Here is a 19,531-nt window from a genome sequence, read left to right on the forward strand (position 1 = left end):
GTGAATTGAGTCAATAAGCTCCCTGTCACTCGGTTAGAGCGATGCGGGAGGTGAAGAAGGGTGCTGGTACCACCCTTCTTCTTTTTAGAAAATAGCGTATACTACATGAAAAGAGGATTCTGCAACTATAAGGAACAACCCTGACCTTTAATGATGACTCGGTTCTGGTTAAGCTCGTATGAAATGTTGAGCGATTTACTGATCATTTCCAGGATATCAGGTAAATTTTGATTGGTGAAATGAGCAGAGAGCTGGCATTGATAAATTTTTTCGTCTTCTACCTCGAATACAACACCAAATCGCTGGGTTAAAGCTTCCGTAATAGCCGTTAGAGGCGTATCTACGAACACGAAATCGCCTCTCTCCCAGACCTTCGAAGGATCTCGCTCTGACGTTTCGTATACTTTGGTCTCTTCTCCGTTTTGATAGTATGCTTTCTGTTTAGGTAACAGAACAATGTAGTTTTTTGACTGTTCCTCTTTCACCCGTACTTTTCCCGTAAGCACCGAAACCTCTACCCTACGCGAAGCCGGATTTGCATCAATCAGAAAGCTGGTTCCTAGCACCTGAGTTACCAGTCCTTTGCTATGAATGATAAAAGGGCGACGCTCATCACGCTGGACCTGGAAGAAGGCAATCCCCGTTAACGTCAAGGAGCGGGTATCATCGCCAAAATCTTTAGCTAAGCTGACACGTGCACCGGGATAGAGACATAGTTGGGATTGGTCGGGTAATGTGAGTCGCTTCAGTTCTTTCGTTGGATTCTCGTAAACCAATTGTTGCGGGCCCGTCGCTTCCTGCTTCCAGACATAAAAACCTAAGGACAGAACCAGGATAATTCCAGAAGCGATAGCAATCGCTCGTTTCCAGTCGAACGGGGATCGCTCCCTGGGAAGGCCGACTTGTTCGGTAATTTTACTGTATAGCTCTTTTTTTATTTCTTCCCGTTCGGGAGCACTCCAGGATTCGGGTAAATCTTTATCAGGCTCGAAGGACTTATACCATTGTTCCACCTGCTCCCGTTCCTCTGGAGAAGCTTTTCCAGCCGTATATTTTTCTAGTAACTCGACGGGTAAGAGTGGCTTCATACCTGGACAGCGAAAGTACAAATTGATCTTCTATGTACTAAGTGTGTCAACGCAGGGTTTACCCCCAAGCCTGTCACCGAAAAATTTAAAATTTTATGAGAAAATAAACAAAACGAAGACGCTGACGTATTCTCGCAGGGAGCTACGTAAGGCTCTGAGAGCTCTACCTAAGTGATTTTCAGCGGTTTTCTCGGAAATATTTAACTGCTGAGCAATTTCTGGAATCGTCAGGTGATGCTGTCGGCTCAGCTCATATACTTTTTTACTTTGCGGAGGTAAGTACGCAACGTGTTGCTGCAGAACATTTTCTAACTCATTGAAGGCCAATTCTTCTTCCGTACAGGAAGTCTCCGGATCGTTATTCTGTTCGTAATAGGCTAAGTACCGATGGCGAACTTCTTCCCGCTGGAAATAGTTGATAACCAGATATTTTACTGCCGTTCTTAAATACGCTTCGAGGGAAGAAGTAATCCGTAAGTCGGCTCGTCTTTCCCACAAATCGGCGAATAACTCCTGGATGACTTCTTCTGTACTATCTCTGAATTTTAAGCGTTTATAGGCCTGACTATAGAGTTTCGACCAATAACGGTTGTAAATTTCTTCAAACGCTTGAGCGTTGCTCTGACGAAGTAACAGCAGCAGGTTTTCATCAGTATGAAGAAGCCGTCTTTTCATTGCTAAGCTTGGTCTAGGGTATAGCGAAATAAACTATTACAAAAATCATAAAAAAGATACAAATAATTCAAAACTTATTCAATTACATTTAGTGGAAATGGTACCTTGTGCAGCATTATTCGCTTTTTGAGCGTATACGTTCAAGGTTGGACTTGACCAAGGCTCTTAAGTGTCGTCTTACCTAGAAATGGCATTTTGGATAAAAGCTTCCCATGCGTTTCTCTGGCAAAGACGGGTAGCTTTTTCCCCAAAGGAATACTTTTTTAATGTATTGTAAGCAGAAGTAAAGCGAATCCTTATGAACTCAACAAATCTCTGGAGTAATTCGGCTACTCCTGACCCTCAGCCCAAAGATAATCAAGAAGGTAATGATGAAGAACCTTCCAGTACTAGTGTTCGTGAAGACGCAGATTTTCCAAATACGGAATCCAAAATACTGGAAAAACTAATAGAAGAACTGGAAGGAGGTTCTAAAAAGTAATTACTTCCACCTAGTGAAAAAGCCGCCCACGGTATCCACGGGCGGCTTTTTCTATGCATTACAGTTAACCAAACTATTTACCGGCTAGCCAGCTTTCCGGGTTCATCTTTCCGCGACCTTTCCAGATCTGGAAGTTGATTTCCGCTCCACCGTTTCGATCTGACAACGCTGTTCCAATAGCTTCACGAGCTTTTACCCGATGCCCCTCGGATACCGAGGCACTGGCCAGCTTGGCGTAAATAGTAAAATATTCGCCATGCTGTATGGTAATTACAGTTCCCATGCCCGGTACGGACATGACGTTCCGTACGATGCCCTCGTATACGGCCCGAACGGGCTCACCTACATTGGTAGCAATATCCACACCCAGGTTCCGGGTCGTAATTCCCGGCAAGGGAGAGTTCAGTCCAAAATGTTCGGAAATATACCCTGAACGAACCGGCCAGGGCAACCGTCCCCGGGAAGAGCCAAACGAAGCCCCAGCTTCGGCCTCAGGAGCCGCTCCAATATTGGCCCGAACGGGTTCGGCTGGCCGCACTTCGGGGGTCTTCGCGACTTCTTCCTCGGCTTCTTTAATAATTTCTTTCGCTTTTTCGGGCGTTTCGGCTTTCGCTGCTTTGGCAGCAGCATCCGCCCGGGCTTTAGCAATGGCTTCGGCTCGGGCTTTGGCGGCAGCTTCCTGCCGCTCGGCCTGCTCGCGGGCAATACGTTCCCGCCGGAGTCGCTCCTCCCGCTCTCGGGCAGCCCGCTGAATTTCACGCTCAATCACATTCGCGATGGCATTATCCAGTCGGTTGACAGCTTTGGTCCGTTCGCCCAGTTCTCCTTTCAGGGTAGTTTCCTGTTTGCTTAGTTCACTGGCTACGGCAGCTTGCCGTTCTTTAGTAACCTCCAGCGTCTTGGTTTCCGTTACCTGAGCCTGTAAGACGTCGGTTTTTCGAACCTGCTTGTACTTGATCGTTTGCTGCTTGGTGGCGAGTTCGCCGCGTACTTGCTCAATGTGCCGGGCCTGCGTTTCGCGGGCTTCCGTGTACTGACGCAGGTATTGGTACCGCATCACCAGGGAATTGAAGCTGTTGGCTGAGAAGAGAAAACTCAGCTTATTGTACGTGTTGGCCGTTTTGGAAGCCGCGTACACCATGGAGGCATATTCCCGCTTCAGGTTTTTCAGATCACGGGCCAGTTTGCCGGACTGTACGGCCAACCCCCGCATTTCCTGATTCAACAGGTTCAAATCCTGGGAAAGCAGATCAATCTGCTTGGACTTGGTTTCGATTTTACTGTTAAGGGCCTTGAGTTCGGTCAGCGTAGCCGTTTTTTGCTGGCAGTCTGGTTGAGTACCCGGTTGATCTCCGTAATACGTTCCTGATTTCGGCGTTTTTCGGCTTCGAGCTGCTGACGGCTTTGTCGTAAGGAGACTTCGGTATCCTCCGTTTCGGCTCGCGAGGTACGCCGGGACGTGGGCCTTTGCGACGTTGTTTTTTTCGGAGCTGGCTGGGGTTTCGTCGGTTTTTTAGCCTTCGCGGGAGCCTGTTTCGCTTTTGCTTTTCCAGCAGCAGACTGCTGACGCGTAGGCGTTTTCTTTTTTCCCCGCTGGGCCAGTACGGGCTGAAGACCTACCAGAAAAAGTAAAATGCCCAGCCCCATCAGCTTTGGCTGTACGATTCGCTTTACCAAAGACAAGGTTGGGAAAATACGCAAAATGTGAAAAGGCAAAAGTTGAACCACTACTATGAATAAATTACGACTTGGCTAGTTACGGGTGTACCGCGAGGGAATACTGAACGGAAAGGTTTGTACCTGATTGGTCAGCTCCACTTTGCGGTGCCGGAGTTCCACGACGGTTTGCTGCGGCGTTCCCGTTCCGGTCTTTCCTGCCAGGGTCAGGGTACTACTCAGCGGAAACAGGAAACGTTCAATGGTTGTGAAATCCTGGAATGACAAAAGTAAGTGACGGGAGCCTTCCGAAGCTTCTACCTGCACAATTTTACGAGTATCCGGATTGAGATAATTGGCGATTTGTACGGATCCCGAACGTTGCCGGAGGACATACGTGCTGCTGTCTTTCTGGATTTGCTCGATCTGGGTTTTCCAGGGCATACTACCTATGATAATGGATTGTAGCAGATCATAACTGACTTCAATACCCAGGCGGGCACTGAGTTGTGGAAAGCTCAGTTGCGTGTAACTCCGGTGTAATACATCAACGATCGTGACCGAATCCCGCGTGATTCGCCCCCGGGCTCCGGTAATGCCAAACTGACCAGCGGTGAACCAGATCAGGCTGTCTTTCTTCATGCGGAGCGTTAAATCGGCATTATCGATACCGTCTGCTTTGGAACGGAAAGACACTTTGGAACGAGCGACCAGGTAGGTAAAATCGACCTCATCCATGGCTACTTTCTCGCTGGTTCCTTCCGGTGTCCGGATCGTAGGTAGCTTCGTAACTTCTGTAGGGCCGCTGGCCGAATCGACGCGGGCCATCGGAGCTGATTTACGCGTTTTCTGCCGCTTACAACTTACCGTCGTACTCAGAACTATTCCTAAAAAAAGATATACAAACCAATGCTTCATGGTCAATCGTTACAAGTGCGGTCTTTTCCTCGCTCACCCGGTACTGCAAATGCGTTCACTACCTTACAGCGATCCGGTGGATATTTTCTTCTCAATTCGCTCCGAAGCTACGCCCAGGCTTTTTGCTTTTTTCCACTGTTCCAGGGCTTTCTCTTTCTCGTTTAACTGGAAGAGTACGTCACCATAATGTTCCCAGATGGTTCCATTCGAAGCGTCGAGTTTGACGGCTTTTTCCAGGAACGTACGGGCCATGGCATACTCACCCCGAGCAAAATACACCCAGGCATGGGTATCCAGATACGTGGCGTTCTGCGGGAACAGTTTCACAAGGCGGCTCGTCATTTCGGTAGCCTTATCAAGTTTAACCTTACGCAGAGACAAAAAATAACCGTAATTGTTTAAGACATGCTCATTATTGGCATCAATTTTCAGGGCGTCTTCGTAGGCTCCGTCCGAAGCTTCGAACTTACCCATTGCATTGTACGCATCCCCTAACTGGGCATGAATGAACGTTAGCAATTTCGTATCGCTCGAAAGACGTCGGGCTTCTTCCAGAGCATCCGTTGCTTTTTTATACTGCTTTTTTGCCAGATTGGCCGAGCCACTAGCGTACCAGAATACGGCCTGATTGGGAAATACTTCCAGAGCCTGTTCGGCATGCGTGACGACGCTATCCATCTGGTTAAGATCGCCGTCGAGTTGAATGACGCGTTGCCAGACTTCGTTGAGCGAGCCATCCAGCCGGACCGCTTTCGCGTAACTATCCCGGGCGGCGGCTTTATCATTTCGCTGAGCCAGTAAATCACCGAGAATGACGTGTCCCTGGGACTGCTCCGGATGACTTTGCACCAGACTGCGGGCGAAGGTAAGTACGTCCTCGTTCTGACTCTCCTGCGGCAACATGGCCATGTAGCTCGTCAGTACGCGGGCTTTCGTCGTGGCGTCGAGTGCAGGGTCGGCAAAGGCTTTGCCCAATTCTTCATTACAGCGTTTCAGGTCGCCTTTCTTCCGGTAAAGTTCCGCTAGCATAATGTGAGCCTGAGCGTTGTCGGAGCGAAGCTGGAGGATTTTTTCGAGGACTGGAATGGCCTGTTCCGAGCGGTCGTGCGTCATGAGCAGTTCAGCCTGATCCACCAGGTATTCTACTTCCGAAGGATCGGAATTGATGAGTCGTTCGCCTTCCTTGATCGCTTCGTTTACTTTGCCCTGCTTGAGCAGTACCATTTGCTTCTGCTGGGTAATTTCTTCCGAAAGCCCCAGCGTTTTTTCCACTTTGTCGTACGCTTTCAGAGCTTCGGCGTACTGATCCTGCTGTAGGTACAGCGAGGCTAATTCAATGGCGTATTCCGTATTTTCGGGGTACCGCGTCGCCAGCAGTTGATACAGCTTGGCGGCTTCGGCAAACTTGTGCTTTTTCTCGTAAATATCGGCCAGTAAGGTGGTTGCGAACTTATTCTCGGGGCTGAGCAGAAAGGCCTTTTCGGCGTGCGGCATCGCCTTGTCCGTATCTCCTTTTTTATCGTAGGCTTTGGCCAGGGAATAACTAACCCCGGCGTTTTCCGGGGACATTTCCAGGGACTTCTGGAAGGCAGGAATAGCCTGATCGAAATCATCCTGCACAAAGAACTTCATCCCTTCCGCGAATACGCGTTCCGCCTCGGCGATTTGCTCTGCCGTAGGTGCTTCTTTTTTCTTTTTTTGCTGGGCAATCGTAGGCCCGGCCAAAAAAGCCATCAATACGGCTAGGGCAACTGCTTTCATAGAGGCTGTCAGTGGGCTCAGGATTGCGAAAAAATAACCTTCGGAGTGTTTTACTTTTACAATTTACTGGATTTCAACGAATTGAAAGCAAAAATTAATACTTTCAATACCCACAAAAAAATGCCTGTGGGCATTGAAAGTATTAAAATGGATGCTCGTCGGAAAGCTACGTCCGTCATTTCTAAGCAGATACGACGGCTGCGTTGTTTGCTTAAACCGTAATCGAGTTATAATCGCCGACACTCAAATCAGCAGCTTTACTGGTCAGGTGAACGAAGTTGCCTACCATGGAATTTTCCAGATTGACACTTTCGATCACTGTATTTTCCTGCACGATGGAATTGCGAATCACGGAATCCTTCACGCTCGTCTTTTTACCCACGGAAACGTGCGGCCCGAGTACTGTATTTTCAATGACCGCATTTTCGCCCACGAATACGGGGGGAATCACCACCGAGTTGATCAGCTTTACGGATTCGTGAATAAGGTTCTGATCGCGGACGAATTCCAGGTAACGGCGATTGGTTTCTACCGTGGCCTGTTTATTGCCACAGTCGAGCCATTCCTGGACCTGACCCGGTACAAACTTCAGGCCTTTCCGACGCATATTTTCAATAGCATCGGTCAGCTGATACTCACCCGAAACTTTGATATTGTTATCCACCAGATACTGCAATTCCTTCCGCAGGTTTTCACCGTCTTTGAAATAGTAGATACCGATGATCGCCAGATCCGATACGAAGGTTTGCGGTTTCTCCACAAAACCGATGATTTCGCCCGCTTCGTTTACCTGAGCTACGCCAAACGCACTCGGATCTTCCACCGCCTGTACCCAGATGATGGCGTCCTGATCCGTCTCCAGTTTAAAATCTGCCCGGAACAGGGTATCGGCATACGCAACAATAACATTTCCGTCCAGGCTTTCAGCCCCGCACAAAATGGCGTGAGCCGTTCCGAGGGGTTCGTTCTGGTAGCAAATCCGTCCTTTCGCTCCGACTGACTCGGCAATGGCCAGCAGTCGTTGTTCTACTTCCTGACCAAAATCACCAATGACAAAAGCTATTTCATCAATGGGGGTGCCACATACCTGGGCGATGTCTTCTACTAACCGCTGTACAATGGGTTTTCCGGCGATGGGAATCAGGGGTTTAGGGATACTAAGGGTGTGAGGCCGCATCCGCTTACCCATCCCTGCCATGGGAATAATAATGTTCATGACTAAATTTTCTTCGATTCGTTACGTAGCACTAGGTGGTTGAATAGAATTCAGGTATAGCGGTGATTGATTGTCGGCGTTACCAGTACTGGCTACAAACATAAGCCGATAGTTCTGCTTCAGCAAGTTTTAAATTTGTGAAGCCAAACGGGTGATCCACAGGCTTTTTCGCATTCGTTTGGATTTTTTTTAAAAAATATTGCTTCAGGTATTGCTTTTGGCTGTTTATGCTACTACTTTTGCAGTCCCAAAACACACGTAGTAGCGGGACAAAAAATGGTGAAGTAGCTCAGTTGGTAGAGCAACGGACTGAAAATCCGTGTGTCGGCGGTTCGAACCCGCCCTTTACCACCATTTTTTAAAAGCACGTTAGTCTCTGGCTAACGTGCTTTTTTATGCCCTTTGCCGAAGAATCATTTTCTGCTTCCCGAATGATTCAATCCTTCCCTGCATGAAACCATTGGTTTTTTCCTGAGTCGTCGACATTTTCCAGCAAAAAATCTATTTTCCTTCCGCGATTTGACTTCGTGGCCCCGATTGCGTCCAATACGGGCTATGGCCATTCTGTTCACCTGGGGGGCACGGATGAGCTAATCAAATCCGATGAGCCAACTCCTAATTCAATACATTTTATGATGCGAATGACGCTGGCCCTGGGGCTGGTACTCGTGACGTGCTTTTACGGTTACGGTCAACAGGTGTATTCATTCCGCCAAACCCTGAAACGGGTACGGGAAGCCAACCCTACGTTGCAGTTGCAGACGCTGGACGTAGCCGCCAGCCGCTCGGATGAAATTACGGCAGGCCTTCGAAGCAATCCTATCCTCAATAATCAGACCCTCCTTCAGCTTTCGTCCAAACGCCTTCCCGCCGACGCGGGCTACCTGAGCCGACAGAATCGGCAGTTCTGGTTGCAGTTGACTAAAGAATTTGATCTTTACGGAAAACGAAACCGCCGGGTAGCCTTTGCTCAGGGCCTGACGCAGGTTTCAGAAGCGAATCTGAAAGAAAATACCCGTCAGATGCTACGCGATGTAGCCCTCAGCTGGCTGGATGCCTGGTATGCGTCAGTGAAACTGGATTTATTGCAACAAACCCAGGCTAACCTGGATAGCCTGGTGGCCGTCAACCGGGTGCGTCTTCGGAATCAGGTCGTGAGCACATCGGATCTGACCCGGACGGAAGTGTTCTCCGAACGCAATGCCGTACTGATTCTGACGGCCCGACAAGCGTTCGCCAACCAGCTCATGATGCTACAGGTTCAGCTGGGTCAAACCGATAGTGTACAAATTGATTTGAAAGATCCCGTTCTGTCACAGGTACAGTTTGATAGTCTGCTAAACTACGCACTTCAGCAACGCTCCGACGTGCAACTGGCCCGAAGTGGTATGGTGGCTGCCCAACGAAATGTGGAATTGCAACGTGTACTGGCGAAACCCGGCAACGAACTCGGAGCCATCTGGAACCCACAGAATGCCGTACCGTATCTGGGCGTGTTTCTGACCTTCGAGCTGCCCGTTTTCAGTCGTAATCAGGGCGAAATTCAGAAGTCAAAAATTTTACAGCAGCAGGCTCAGGATCAGCGTACGTTTCTGGAAAAGCGAATCAGCGTAGAGCTTCAGACCGCTGTCAACACCTTTCGTAATCACCAGCGGTCCATTCAGCGGTTCGAACAGTTGCTTCGCCAATCTGATCAGGTGCTCAATGCCGTACGCTACACTTACGTCAAAGGAGCAACGACACTGGTCGATTACCTGGAGGCCCAGCGGGCCTGGTATGAAACCCGACAAAGCTACTTTGACGCCTTGTACGATTACCGGAAAAGCTTCGTAGACGTGCTGTATACTTCCGGTCTAATTTCTGAATGGTAACCCCTCACTTGAATGAACGTACGTATCTACACCTGCCTACTTCTGCTGGGACTTCTGGCCTGTCAGAAAACCGAGAAAAAAGCTCCCCCCGAACTACTCCGCCCAACCATCACTCCGGATGGCCAACTGATTACCATGCCAACGGATACAATGGCGGCCGATTTCAAAACCATCGTTACGCAACCCGGTAATCTGCGGTCCGATTTTGAAGCTCCGGCTCAGGTAGCTGCCACGGTGATTCCCTCGCAGGAGAACCCCTCGCAAAATCTGGTACTTTTCAACGATGCAGAACTGGCTTCGGAATATACCCAGCTACTCCAGCACCGGATCAACATTCGTACGCTGAAGGTAAATGTGGCCCGGGCGAAAGATCTGGCCAATAACGGAGCCGGTACGGGACGCGACGTACTGGAAGCCGAAACGCAACTGGAGAACGAAAAGGCCGCGTTGATCGAGCACGAAGCCCGGCTGCAAATGGGCGGTTTTCCGGCGGATTTACTGATGAAAGCCCGCACCCGCACGGCCTGGGTGGTTTGCGAAGTCCCCGAAAGCCAGCTCACCCGCGTGAAACAGGGCCAAAGCTGTCAGCTCAGTTTTACGGCTTATCCCGGCGAAATGTTCCGGGGCACCTTACAGGCCATCAACGAAATTGCGGACGTACAAACCCGTATGATCAAATTGCGGATTCTGGTCGCCAATGCCGGTAGTCGCCTCAAGGCGGGGATGTTCGCTACGGTTCGTTTTGGTAGCAGCGAAGGAAATTTCCTGTCGGTACCACAGTCGGCAGTTGTAACCATTCAGGGAAAAGACTATGTGTTTGTCCAAACCCAGCCCCGCAGTTTCGTTCGCCGGCCGGTCACCACGGGTTCTCAAACGGGTTCGTCCATCATCATTCTCTCGGGCCTGAAAGCGGGTGAAGCCGTAGTCTCCGAAAACACCATGCAGCTCAAGGGGCTGAGTTTTGGATTTTAACCTGTCCATCGATTCCATACGCTGTTAACTGAAAATACCCATGCTCCTTCAGGCTCAGATTATTCTCAACAAGGACGAAATGGATGACCAGGGCCATCCGCTGTACCTTACGATTCTGCAATGGATGGTTCAGCAACACCTGCCTTCGGCCCGGGTTCTGGAAGGCATCAGCGGCATTGGACAACAGCGGATTATCCATCCCGGAGCCCTGTTTTCTTTCGATGAACCACCCATTCTGATTCTCTTTGAAGCCGAAGCCGAGCGGGTACGGCATGCCCTCCGGGAGATTCGCCAGTTTTCGCCCACGGCCTTGATGCTGGCTTACGAAGTCGAATTATTCTAATCCCCCCGCTCGGTGCCCTGGTATCGAGTGACGTCCTACTACTTCTTCCATGATTCGCAGTCTTTTATTGTTCTCCCTCAAGAACCGATGGGTGGTCGTGGCCCTGGCGGCGGCCCTGATGGGCGTGGGATACGCGTGTTTCCGTACGCTCAAAATTGAGGCTTACCCGGATATTGCCGATACCAATGTGATCGTCATTGCCAAGTACGACGGGCGGGCCGCCGAGGAGGTCGAACAGCAGGTAACCATTCCCATCGAACGGGCCCTGAACAATACGCCCCACGTAACGGACCGCCGTTCGCGTACCATTTTTGGTTTGTCGGTAGTACAGCTCAATTTTGATGAAACCGTTACGGATTATTTTGCCCGTCAGCAGGTACTCGAACGCATTGCGGACGCCGAATTGCCCGATGGCGTTACGACCGAACTGGCTCCGCTGACGACGGCCGTGGGTGAGATTTTTCGTTACGTAGTGGAAGCTCCGCCGACGTACACGCCCATGCAACTCCGCGATTTGCAGGACTGGCGAATTGTCCCGCAACTCTTACAGGTGCCGGGTATTGCCGATGTGGTTACGTTCGGGGGACCTCTGAAAGAATTCCATATTCTAACCGATCCGGCCAAGTTGCGGAAGTACAACCTGAGCTTGCCCCAGGTGATGGAGGCTGTCAGTAAGAACAACCAGAATACGGGTGGAAATCTGATTGATCGGGGCGGACAGGGCTTTGCCGTACGCGGACTGGGTGTACTGAAAACGCCCAAAGACATTGAGAACATCGTACTAACGGCGGTGGACGGCGTACCCGTTTTCCTTTCCGACGTAGCTCGCGTGGAAATTTCGCCGCCTGCTCCGTCGGGTATTTTAGGCTATACGGTACGCGATGCGAAGGTCGATGTAACGGGTTCTACTGAAGGCATTGTCGTACTCCGACGCGGTGAAAACCCCAGTGAAGCCCTGGAAGCGTTGAAAGCGAAAATGGCCGAACTCGAAGCCCGCGAGTTGCCCAAGGGCGTACGGCTACGAGTGCTGTACGATCGAAGTTTCCTGATTGATCATTCGCTGGAGACGGTAGCTCACACCCTTTTCGAAGGCATTTCCATTGTCATCATTCTGCTGGTATTGTTTCTGGGAAGCTTTCGGGCGGCCCTGGTCGTTACGGTTACCATACCCTTTGCCCTGCTCTTTGCCTTTATGCTGATGAAACTGGCAGGCATACCGGCCAACCTGCTTTCGCTGGGAGCCATTGATTTTGGGATCATCGTAGACGGAGCCTGCGTGATGGTTGAGCACCTGGTGCGGCGGTATCGATCGGCCACGGCTGAAGAAAAACGCCGGGGAATTGTCCCGCTCACCTTATCGGCGGCTCAGGAAGTAGGCCGGGAGATTTTCTTTTCCGTAACCATTATCATTCTGGCGTATTTGCCCATTCTGCTCATGCAGCGGGTAGAAGGCAAACTATTCCGCCCCATGGCCCTCACGCTGGCGTTTGCGGTGGTTGGTTCCATGCTGGCCGCTCTGACCTTCATTCCGGTACTGGTTTCCTTCGCTTTCAAGAAAGCCCTCGACCCGAACGCCAAGCCTTTAAAAGAGCACCGAAACATCTTTTTACTGCCCTTCGAAAAGGGGTACGCCTGGCTGCTGACCCGCCTGCTCAAAGGGCCTAAACTGGTACTGACGCTGGGCTTTGCGGTGGTCCTGGTGATGATTGGTATGGGTGCCCGGCTGGGTACAGAATTTCTTCCGGAACTGGATGAAGGCTCTATCTTCCTACGGTCGTTTATGCCATCGGGCGTAACCATTCAGGAGAACGCCAAGATTGCTCCGAAAATCAGGTCGATTATCGCGAAGAATTATCCGGTCGATTTCGTGATTACCCAGACCGGACGCAACGATACGGGTACCGACCCTTTCCCGCCCAACCGAACAGAAATTCTGGTGGGTTTGAAGGATTACTCAACCTGGACGGATAGCCTCCGCAAAAAAGACCTTGTCGCCCGCATCCAGACCGAGTTACAAAATGCTTTTCCCGGCTCCTTCTTTTCTTCGGGACAACCCATCATCGATCAGGTAATGGAGATCGTCACGGGCTCGGCGGCGGATCTGGCCATTTCAGTCGTCGGAAACGACCTGGATTTATTACGGGAAAAAGCCAATCGGATTTCGAAGATTGTCCAGCAAACAGCGGGAGCTTCGGCCACCAATATCGAACAGGAAGGTCCGCAGGATCAGCTTTCCATTCAGGTCAACCGACAGGCTGCCGCCCGCTATGGTGTGAACGTAAGCGACGTGGAAACCATGGTTGAAGCCGCCGTAGGTGGCAAAGATGTCGGTACGATTTACGACGAAGACCGTCGCTACGATCTCGTGATCCGGTTCACGCCCGAGAGCCGGAACTCCATCGATGTCATCCGGCAGTTGCAGGTACCGGCCGCCTCGGGGGCACTGGTTCCCATGAGCGAACTGGCCGACATCAAGTACGTACAGGGCCAGACCAACATCTACCGCATTGACAGCAAACGGATGGTTACGGTGCGTACCAATATTCGGGGTCGCGATCAGGGGGGCTTTGTGCAGGAAGTCCAGCAGAAAATTCAGCAGCAGGTCCAGATTCCCGAAGGGTATCAGGTCATCTACGGCGGGCAGTACGAAAACCTCGAACGGGCCGGCGGACAACTGTTACTGACCATTCCGCTGACGGTGCTCGTCGTGTTTCTGTTCCTGTACATTCTCTTCCGGAATTTCCAGGATACCTTACTCACGCTTACCTGTATCCTGTTTGCCCTGGGCGGCGGTATTGTGGCTTTGCTGATGCGGGGTTATAATTTCAACGTGTCGGCAGGCGTGGGCTTCGTTTCAATTTTCGGCATTTCCGTGATGGCGGGTGTACTGCTGGTTTCGGCCCTTAACCGGGCGACGATTGAAGGCAGAGAGCTATTCACCACCGTTTACGACATATCCCGCGAACAACTGCGGGCCATCATGGCGATTATGCTGGTCGCCATCATTGGTCTGGTACCGGCGGCGACGTCCTCGGGCATTGGCTCGGATGTGCAGCGACCGCTGGCGACGGTAATTATTGGTGGACTTACGTCTACGCTGATCTTTGCTCCTTTATTGATTCCGCCCCTGTTCCTACTGCTGGCTCAGCGGGCCGCTCGTCGTCCCAAACGCGTTTCCAGTGAATCAACCGAAGAACTTTAGTTTTTTAAAGATGACGTATAACCTTCGGGTAGCTTAGACGGTTTTGAGTGATAGACTACCGTTTTCAAACGGATTCTGGTTTCGAAGCCATAGAATCCGTTTATTTTGTGCTTTCAATCCGATGAACTGCCCGTAATGTGTACACGCTTCCTCTTTTTCGTTCTGGTTTTTTGTGGTTGTCAGGCGTTTGCTCAGCAGATTTCGCCCAAGCGGGAGCTTCGGGCCGTATGGATTGCTACCGTCGATAACATCGACTGGCCGCGTCCGGGTGATTACAACCCTGCTTCTCAGCAGCAATCGTTTCGACAAATACTTGATAATCACCGCCAGTCGGGAATGAATGCCATCTTTGTACAGGTTCGCGATGCAGCCGATGCGTACTACGCCAAAGGAGCCATCGAACCCTGGTCGGAATGGTTGACGGGTCGTCAGGGAAGGGCTCCCGAGCCTTTTTATGATCCCCTGGATTTTATGATTGCCGAATCGCACCAGCGGAATCTGGAATTTCACGCCTGGCTTAACTTGAACCGGGCCGTATTCAAAGGACATCCGAACGTAACGCCCGATCACGTAAGTCGCCAGCACCCGGACTGGATGTTAACGTATGACGGGACTAAATTTTTCAATGTCGGTGTCCCCGAAGTTCGGAATTACATTACCACCATCGTCACGAACCTGATCCGAAATTACGACGTAGATGGCATTCACTTTGACGACTATTTTTATCCGTACAAGGTGGTCGGGCAGATTCTGAATGATCAGGTTACGTTTTATAAATACGGAGCGGGTTACGCAAACATCCACGACTGGCGGCGGGACAATATTGACCAGCTCATACACCAGATTTCGGATTCGGTGAAAGCCGTTAAGCCTTACGTAAAATTTGGAATCAGTCCCTTTGGCATCTGGCGAAATCGCAGTTCGCTGGCCCCGGATGGCTCCGAAACCCGTGGTTTGAGTTCCTACGACGATCTGTACGCCGATACGCGGAAGTGGCTGCAAATGGGCTGGATCGATTACATTGCTCCGCAGGTTTATTTTCACCGGGGGCATAAACGGGTACCCTATCAGCCTCTGGTGGACTGGTGGCGGAAAAACTGCTTTGGACGACATCTGTACATCGGCCAGGGAGCCTATCGGATGAATGGCGAAAGTGGCTGGGATAGTCCCGATGAAATGCCCATTCAGATTCGTTTCAATCGGCAGCATCCGGAAATTCAGGGGAGTATCTACTTCAGTTCGCGGTCCTTACTGAACAACTACAAGGGGTTCCAGGATACGCTTCGCCGGGATTTATACCGACTGCCGGCTCTGGTACCCACGATGCCCTGGAAAGATCATACGCCGCCCCTCCCACCCCAGGAATTTGAACTCAAACGTACGCAGACGCAGGTATTGATGCGGTGGCAAATGCCCCCCGCCGCCGTAGATGGTGAAGTACCCCGTCGTTTTGTAGTGTACCGATTCCGGGAAAATGAGCCGATTGTGCTGAATAATACTTCTAAAATTCTGGCGATTCTTCCGGCTCCACAAACGTACTACGCCGATACCCCACCCACGCGGGGCAGTTACCGATACGTCGTCACGGCCCTGGATCGCCTACAGAATGAAAGTTACGGCGTAATGACCGATGTGGAGGTGCAATGAAGAAACGAATCAGATTCATTCGATTCTTCACTCATTCTATCATTCCTTCATTGAACTCCTAGCCCGTGATATTCAGGTAAATCGTATCCAGAATACGAACCAGATCGTCGAAATCCTGATCGGAGAGATTGGCCCAGCCGATTTTGCGTACTTCCGCTACTACCGGGAATGCTACGTGGTACTTGTCCGTACCCGCGGTCGTTAAGTGAAGATTAAACTTGCGACGGTCTTCTTCGGCCATCCGGCGTTCGATGAGTCCTTTTTTCACCAGGATATCTAGGATCCGCGTAACGGTAGGATTGTCTTTGGCCGTTTTCTCGGCCAGAGCATTCTGACTGATACCCGGAAAATGAAAAACGTGGTCGAGCAAAACCCACTGATCTACCGTTAGTTCCATTCCCGCTTCATCCAGGCGTTTCTGAAATACGTAACGGACCTTTTTAATGGTTGTATCAATTTTGAAGAAATAAGCCCGTTGATCAGAAGCCGTCATGTGTACTGGAATGTTAGGAGTCGAACTAATTTTCAAAGATAGACTTCAAACGATAGAATCCTGCTTTTACTAAATACGAGGGATGGAATCTGAACCCGTCACGGTTCCTGAATGCTGAAGAAGCGAGCGAAGCAGATCGTCCGGTAGGTACTGGGCCTACAACTTACCGGCCCAGTACGACCCGAACTAGTGTTGATGAAGTATAAGGAATAATTAGCAAAGCAATTATTCGTATACAAATAGAATACAAGAAAAAAGAAAAGTCAACTCTATACGTATAATTTTATTTCCGGCTGAAATCGTTTTTATACCGTTGACAAGCAAAAGAAGGCCTTACTTTTGCACGTTGATTTTCCTGTTTATATGCAAAAGACCGAAGAGTTGGTGCTGGCCAGTGTAGGGAATCGGTTCCTGGCCCATTTGATTGATTATCTGCTGATTAATATCGCAACCCTGTTGATTGCCTACCTGGTAGGTATACCGATTTTTAAGCTTGACTGGCAGTATCTGAATACCCATCCCGAAGCCTTGTCGGCTCTGTATACGCAGTTATTGATGGTCATTGTACCCACGAGTTTCTTCTACCGATTTTTTCAGGAAAGTTCTCGTTATCAGGCTACTTTCGGCAAGCGTATCCTGAAATTACGTGTTGTGAAAGTAACGGGAGAACCGCTCAGCTATAAGGATGCCTTTATCCGCAATGCCGCCAAGGAACTCAGCGGTTATTTTTATCTGGTGTACATTTTCGGGCTTTTCAGCCGTTTTCACCAGTGTTTACACGACCTGGCGGCTCGTACTTACGTAGTCGATAACGTGTAAGCCTACTGCATTTTGCTGGCTATGCGTGCACGATTCTGGATTTGGGGCGTCTGTATCAGTCTGGGGCTTGGGGTGCTCCTCGATTGCCTGTTTCCTTTCCGGGTACAACCCCGCTATTCTGCCCTGGTTGAAGCCGCAGACGGATCTATGTTGCACGCCTTTCTCAATGAAGAAGACAAGTGGCGACTTTATACCGAGCTGGATGAGATTAGTCCTACCCTCCGCAAAACACTGATTTTCAAAGAAGATCGCTGGTTTTACTGGCACCCCGGCGTAAATCCGGTGGCCGTCGTACGGGCTCTTTTCAACAATACGACTACTGGACGACGTACTTCCGGAGCATCGACCATTACCATGCAGGTGGTTCGTTTGCTGGAGCCCCGTCCGCGAACCTATGCCAATAAGGTAGTGGAGATTCTGCGGGCCTTTCAACTGGAAGCCCATTTTTCCAAGGATGAAATTTTGCAGTTGTACCTCAATCTCGTTCCCTACGGATCGAACATTGAAGGGATCAAGTCGGCTTCCTGGCTGTACTTTCAGAAACCGCCACAAATTCTGAGTCTGGCAGAAGTCACGGCCCTGACGATCATCCCCAACCGTCCGAACAGTTTACAACCTGGCCGTAGCAATGCCTATTTGATACAGGAACGCAACCGCTGGCTTCGGCGATTTCAGGAAGAACACTTGTTTGACCAAGCTATAGTAGCCGATGCCCTTAGCGAACCCCTACAGGCTCGTCGAAGTAACGCCCCGCAGGCGGCTCCGCATCTGGCCCTTCGTCTGAAGAAAGAATTCCCCGGCCAGCCCATTCTTCGAACAACGCTCGTACCGGCCCGACAATCGGCTCTGGAACGGCTGGTTAAAAATTACGTTAGCCGACTGAAAGTCAATCGCATTCAGAATGCCGCCGTATTGGTGATCAACAATCGAACGATGGCCGTAGAAGCTACGTAGGTTCAGCAGATTTTCGGGACGCTTCCGACGGTGGGCAGGTGGATGGCATTCGGGCCGTACGTTCACCGGGCAGTACGCTGAAACCGCTGTTGTACGCCACTGCTTTCGATCAGGGCCTGCTAACGCCCAAATCAGTGGTATATGACGTGCCGAGTAACTTCATGGGCTTTGAACCCGAAAACTTTGACCGTCAGTTTCACGGCAAAGTCACCATTGAATACGCCCTGGCCAATTCCCTGAACGTACCCGCCGTGCAGGTGTTGCAGCAGATGGGAGCTTCTGCGTTGGTTGAAAAACTTAAAAAGGCCCAGTTTCAAACCATTCAGAAACAATCCGGGAAATTAGGTTTATCGATGATTCTGGGCGGCTGTGGCGTTACGCTTGAGGAACTAACTACGCTATTTGCCAGCTTCGCCAATCAGGGGCAGTTTAACAAAGCCTACTTTCTGAAAAATCCGGATTTTCATAATGCCACGGAATTAGTTAGCGAAGAAGCCAGCTTTCTTATTACGCAGATTCTGACGCAGGTGGCCCGCCCGGATTTACCCAATAATTACGCTTATACGTATCGATTGCCGCGAATTGCCTGGAAAACAGGGACTTCCTTTGGGAAGAAAGATGCCTGGAGTATTGGGTACAACGCTCACTATACCGTCGGCGTCTGGGTGGGTAATTTCTCGGGTGAAGGCGTCCCCGAACTCAACGGAGCCAACACGGCTACGCCCCTGCTTTTCGAAATTTTCAATACGATTGATTACAACGCGGCGGCTCAATGGTTCAGTCCACCCGACGGGCTGGCTACGCGGCAGGTCTGTGCCGAAACGGGTCTGTTACCCGATGAATTCTGTACGCATACATTACCGGATTATTACCTGCCCGGCGTATCTTCAACCCGACGCTGTACGCACAAAAAACGCGTATGGCTGGACCTGAAACGGCAAATGAGTTACTGCCCCTACTGCAAGCCTGACGAAGGAAGCGTAGAAACCTGGGTAGCGAATGATCCGCCGGAACTGATTCACTGGTACGAAACCCGACACATTGCGTACGAACGCATCCCGCCGCATAATCCGGCCTGTACGCGGGTGGCGGGAACAACGCATCGGCTAAACATTACGTTTCCGGTGGATGGGGCAAGCTATCGCCTCAGTCGGCAGGAAAAGAACCAGCTATCGCTCAATGTTCAGGTGGGAAATGACGTAAAGAAGGTTTACTGGTATCTGAACGATCAGCTCATTCAAACAGCCGACCCGACGCAGGCCGTGTTCTGTCAGCCCCCCGCCGGAACTGTAAAAATTTCCTGTGTGGATGATCAGGGAAGGCATACGGACATCCGGGTGAAGGTGAGTTACGAGTAAGTCCGGCAGTTGGAACTGCTCTTACTGGTACAAGGTTTGGAAACCTGCACCAGTAAGGGCCAGGAAATCCCTCCCTT

General features: G+C 50.5%; 17 protein-coding genes and 1 tRNA gene. 10 read left to right on the forward strand and 8 right to left on the reverse strand.

Features of this window, described 5'->3' with window-relative positions; all coding sequences use genetic code 11:
* Window positions 1-125 precede the first annotated feature (125 nt).
* Together BWI93_RS20800 and BWI93_RS20805 are read right to left on the reverse strand one after the other, a co-directional pair.
* Window positions 126-1,088 (reverse strand): FecR family protein, encoded by a 963-nt coding sequence (locus BWI93_RS20800; RefSeq protein WP_141217551.1) that lies wholly within the window; start codon window positions 1,086-1,088, stop codon window positions 126-128.
* 93 nt (window positions 1,089-1,181) lie between these two features.
* On the reverse strand, window positions 1,182-1,763 hold the full coding sequence (locus BWI93_RS20805) for an RNA polymerase sigma-70 factor (RefSeq protein ID WP_094814864.1): 582 nt from the start codon (window positions 1,761-1,763) through the stop codon (window positions 1,182-1,184).
* Window positions 1,764-2,061: 298 nt separating this feature from the next.
* Here BWI93_RS20805 and BWI93_RS20810 point away from each other — a divergent pair, with 298 nt between their 5' ends.
* Complete coding sequence (locus BWI93_RS20810) at window positions 2,062-2,244, forward strand: hypothetical protein (protein WP_094814866.1); 183 nt, start codon at window positions 2,062-2,064, stop codon at window positions 2,242-2,244.
* 73 nt (window positions 2,245-2,317) lie between these two features.
* Here the strand turns inward: BWI93_RS20810 and BWI93_RS20815 are convergent, their stop codons facing one another.
* From BWI93_RS20815 to BWI93_RS20835, 5 genes are all read right to left on the reverse strand, one after another.
* On the reverse strand, window positions 2,318-3,457 hold the full coding sequence (locus BWI93_RS20815; protein WP_176454290.1) for a murein hydrolase activator EnvC: 1,140 nt from the start codon (window positions 3,455-3,457) through the stop codon (window positions 2,318-2,320).
* A gap of 89 nt (window positions 3,458-3,546) precedes the next feature.
* Window positions 3,547-3,927: a hypothetical protein gene (locus tag BWI93_RS20820; RefSeq protein ID WP_141217552.1), complete on the reverse strand. Its 381-nt coding sequence runs from the start codon at window positions 3,925-3,927 to the stop codon at window positions 3,547-3,549.
* A 69-nt stretch (window positions 3,928-3,996) separates the two neighbouring features.
* Window positions 3,997-4,818, reverse strand: a complete 822-nt coding sequence (locus BWI93_RS20825) for a DUF4292 domain-containing protein (RefSeq protein WP_094814872.1) — start codon at window positions 4,816-4,818, stop codon at window positions 3,997-3,999.
* A 63-nt stretch (window positions 4,819-4,881) separates the two neighbouring features.
* Entirely contained in the window at window positions 4,882-6,579 is a 1,698-nt protein-coding gene (locus BWI93_RS20830; RefSeq protein ID WP_094814874.1) for a tetratricopeptide repeat protein, read from the reverse strand.
* A gap of 211 nt (window positions 6,580-6,790) precedes the next feature.
* Window positions 6,791-7,795, reverse strand: a complete 1,005-nt coding sequence (locus BWI93_RS20835) for a sugar phosphate nucleotidyltransferase (RefSeq protein WP_094814876.1) — start codon at window positions 7,793-7,795, stop codon at window positions 6,791-6,793.
* A 278-nt stretch (window positions 7,796-8,073) separates the two neighbouring features.
* Here BWI93_RS20835 and BWI93_RS20840 point away from each other — a divergent pair.
* From BWI93_RS20840 to BWI93_RS20865, 6 genes are all read left to right on the forward strand, one after another.
* Window positions 8,074-8,149: transfer RNA gene (locus tag BWI93_RS20840), tRNA-Phe, on the forward strand.
* 278 nt (window positions 8,150-8,427) lie between these two features.
* Entirely contained in the window at window positions 8,428-9,666 is a 1,239-nt protein-coding gene (locus tag BWI93_RS20845; RefSeq protein WP_094814878.1) for a TolC family protein, read from the forward strand.
* Window positions 9,667-9,678: 12 nt separating this feature from the next.
* Entirely contained in the window at window positions 9,679-10,638 is a 960-nt protein-coding gene (locus BWI93_RS20850; protein ID WP_094814880.1) for an efflux RND transporter periplasmic adaptor subunit, read from the forward strand.
* Window positions 10,639-10,678: 40 nt separating this feature from the next.
* On the forward strand, window positions 10,679-10,981 hold the full coding sequence (locus BWI93_RS20855; RefSeq protein ID WP_094814882.1) for a DUF190 domain-containing protein: 303 nt from the start codon (window positions 10,679-10,681) through the stop codon (window positions 10,979-10,981).
* A 49-nt stretch (window positions 10,982-11,030) separates the two neighbouring features.
* Window positions 11,031-14,183, forward strand: coding sequence for an efflux RND transporter permease subunit (locus BWI93_RS20860; RefSeq protein ID WP_094814884.1), 3,153 nt, complete (start codon window positions 11,031-11,033; stop codon window positions 14,181-14,183).
* A gap of 135 nt (window positions 14,184-14,318) precedes the next feature.
* Window positions 14,319-15,830 carry a glycoside hydrolase family 10 protein gene (locus tag BWI93_RS20865; RefSeq protein ID WP_094815054.1) on the forward strand — a complete coding sequence of 504 codons (1,512 nt, stop codon included), beginning with the start codon at window positions 14,319-14,321 and terminating at the stop codon, window positions 15,828-15,830.
* A gap of 58 nt (window positions 15,831-15,888) precedes the next feature.
* Here the strand turns inward: BWI93_RS20865 and BWI93_RS20870 are convergent, their stop codons facing one another.
* Entirely contained in the window at window positions 15,889-16,323 is a 435-nt protein-coding gene (locus BWI93_RS20870; RefSeq protein WP_094814886.1) for a MarR family winged helix-turn-helix transcriptional regulator, read from the reverse strand.
* 363 nt (window positions 16,324-16,686) lie between these two features.
* Between BWI93_RS20870 and BWI93_RS20875 the strand changes: the two genes are divergently transcribed.
* The 3 genes from BWI93_RS20875 to BWI93_RS29045 are packed head-to-tail and all read left to right on the forward strand — an operon-like array spanning window position 16,687 to window position 19,454.
* Complete coding sequence (locus BWI93_RS20875; protein ID WP_141217553.1) at window positions 16,687-17,142, forward strand: RDD family protein; 456 nt, start codon at window positions 16,687-16,689, stop codon at window positions 17,140-17,142.
* 21 nt (window positions 17,143-17,163) lie between these two features.
* Window positions 17,164-18,096 carry a transglycosylase domain-containing protein gene (locus BWI93_RS29040; protein ID WP_255157980.1) on the forward strand — a complete coding sequence of 311 codons (933 nt, stop codon included), beginning with the start codon at window positions 17,164-17,166 and terminating at the stop codon, window positions 18,094-18,096.
* Window positions 18,097-18,134: 38 nt separating this feature from the next.
* Window positions 18,135-19,454 carry a penicillin-binding transpeptidase domain-containing protein gene (locus BWI93_RS29045; protein ID WP_255157981.1) on the forward strand — a complete coding sequence of 440 codons (1,320 nt, stop codon included), beginning with the start codon at window positions 18,135-18,137 and terminating at the stop codon, window positions 19,452-19,454.
* The last annotated feature ends 77 nt before the right edge of the window (window positions 19,455-19,531 follow it).

The organism is Siphonobacter sp. BAB-5385 (assembly GCF_002261125.1).
In the GTDB taxonomy this organism is placed as follows: Bacteria; Bacteroidota; Bacteroidia; order Cytophagales; family Spirosomataceae; genus Siphonobacter.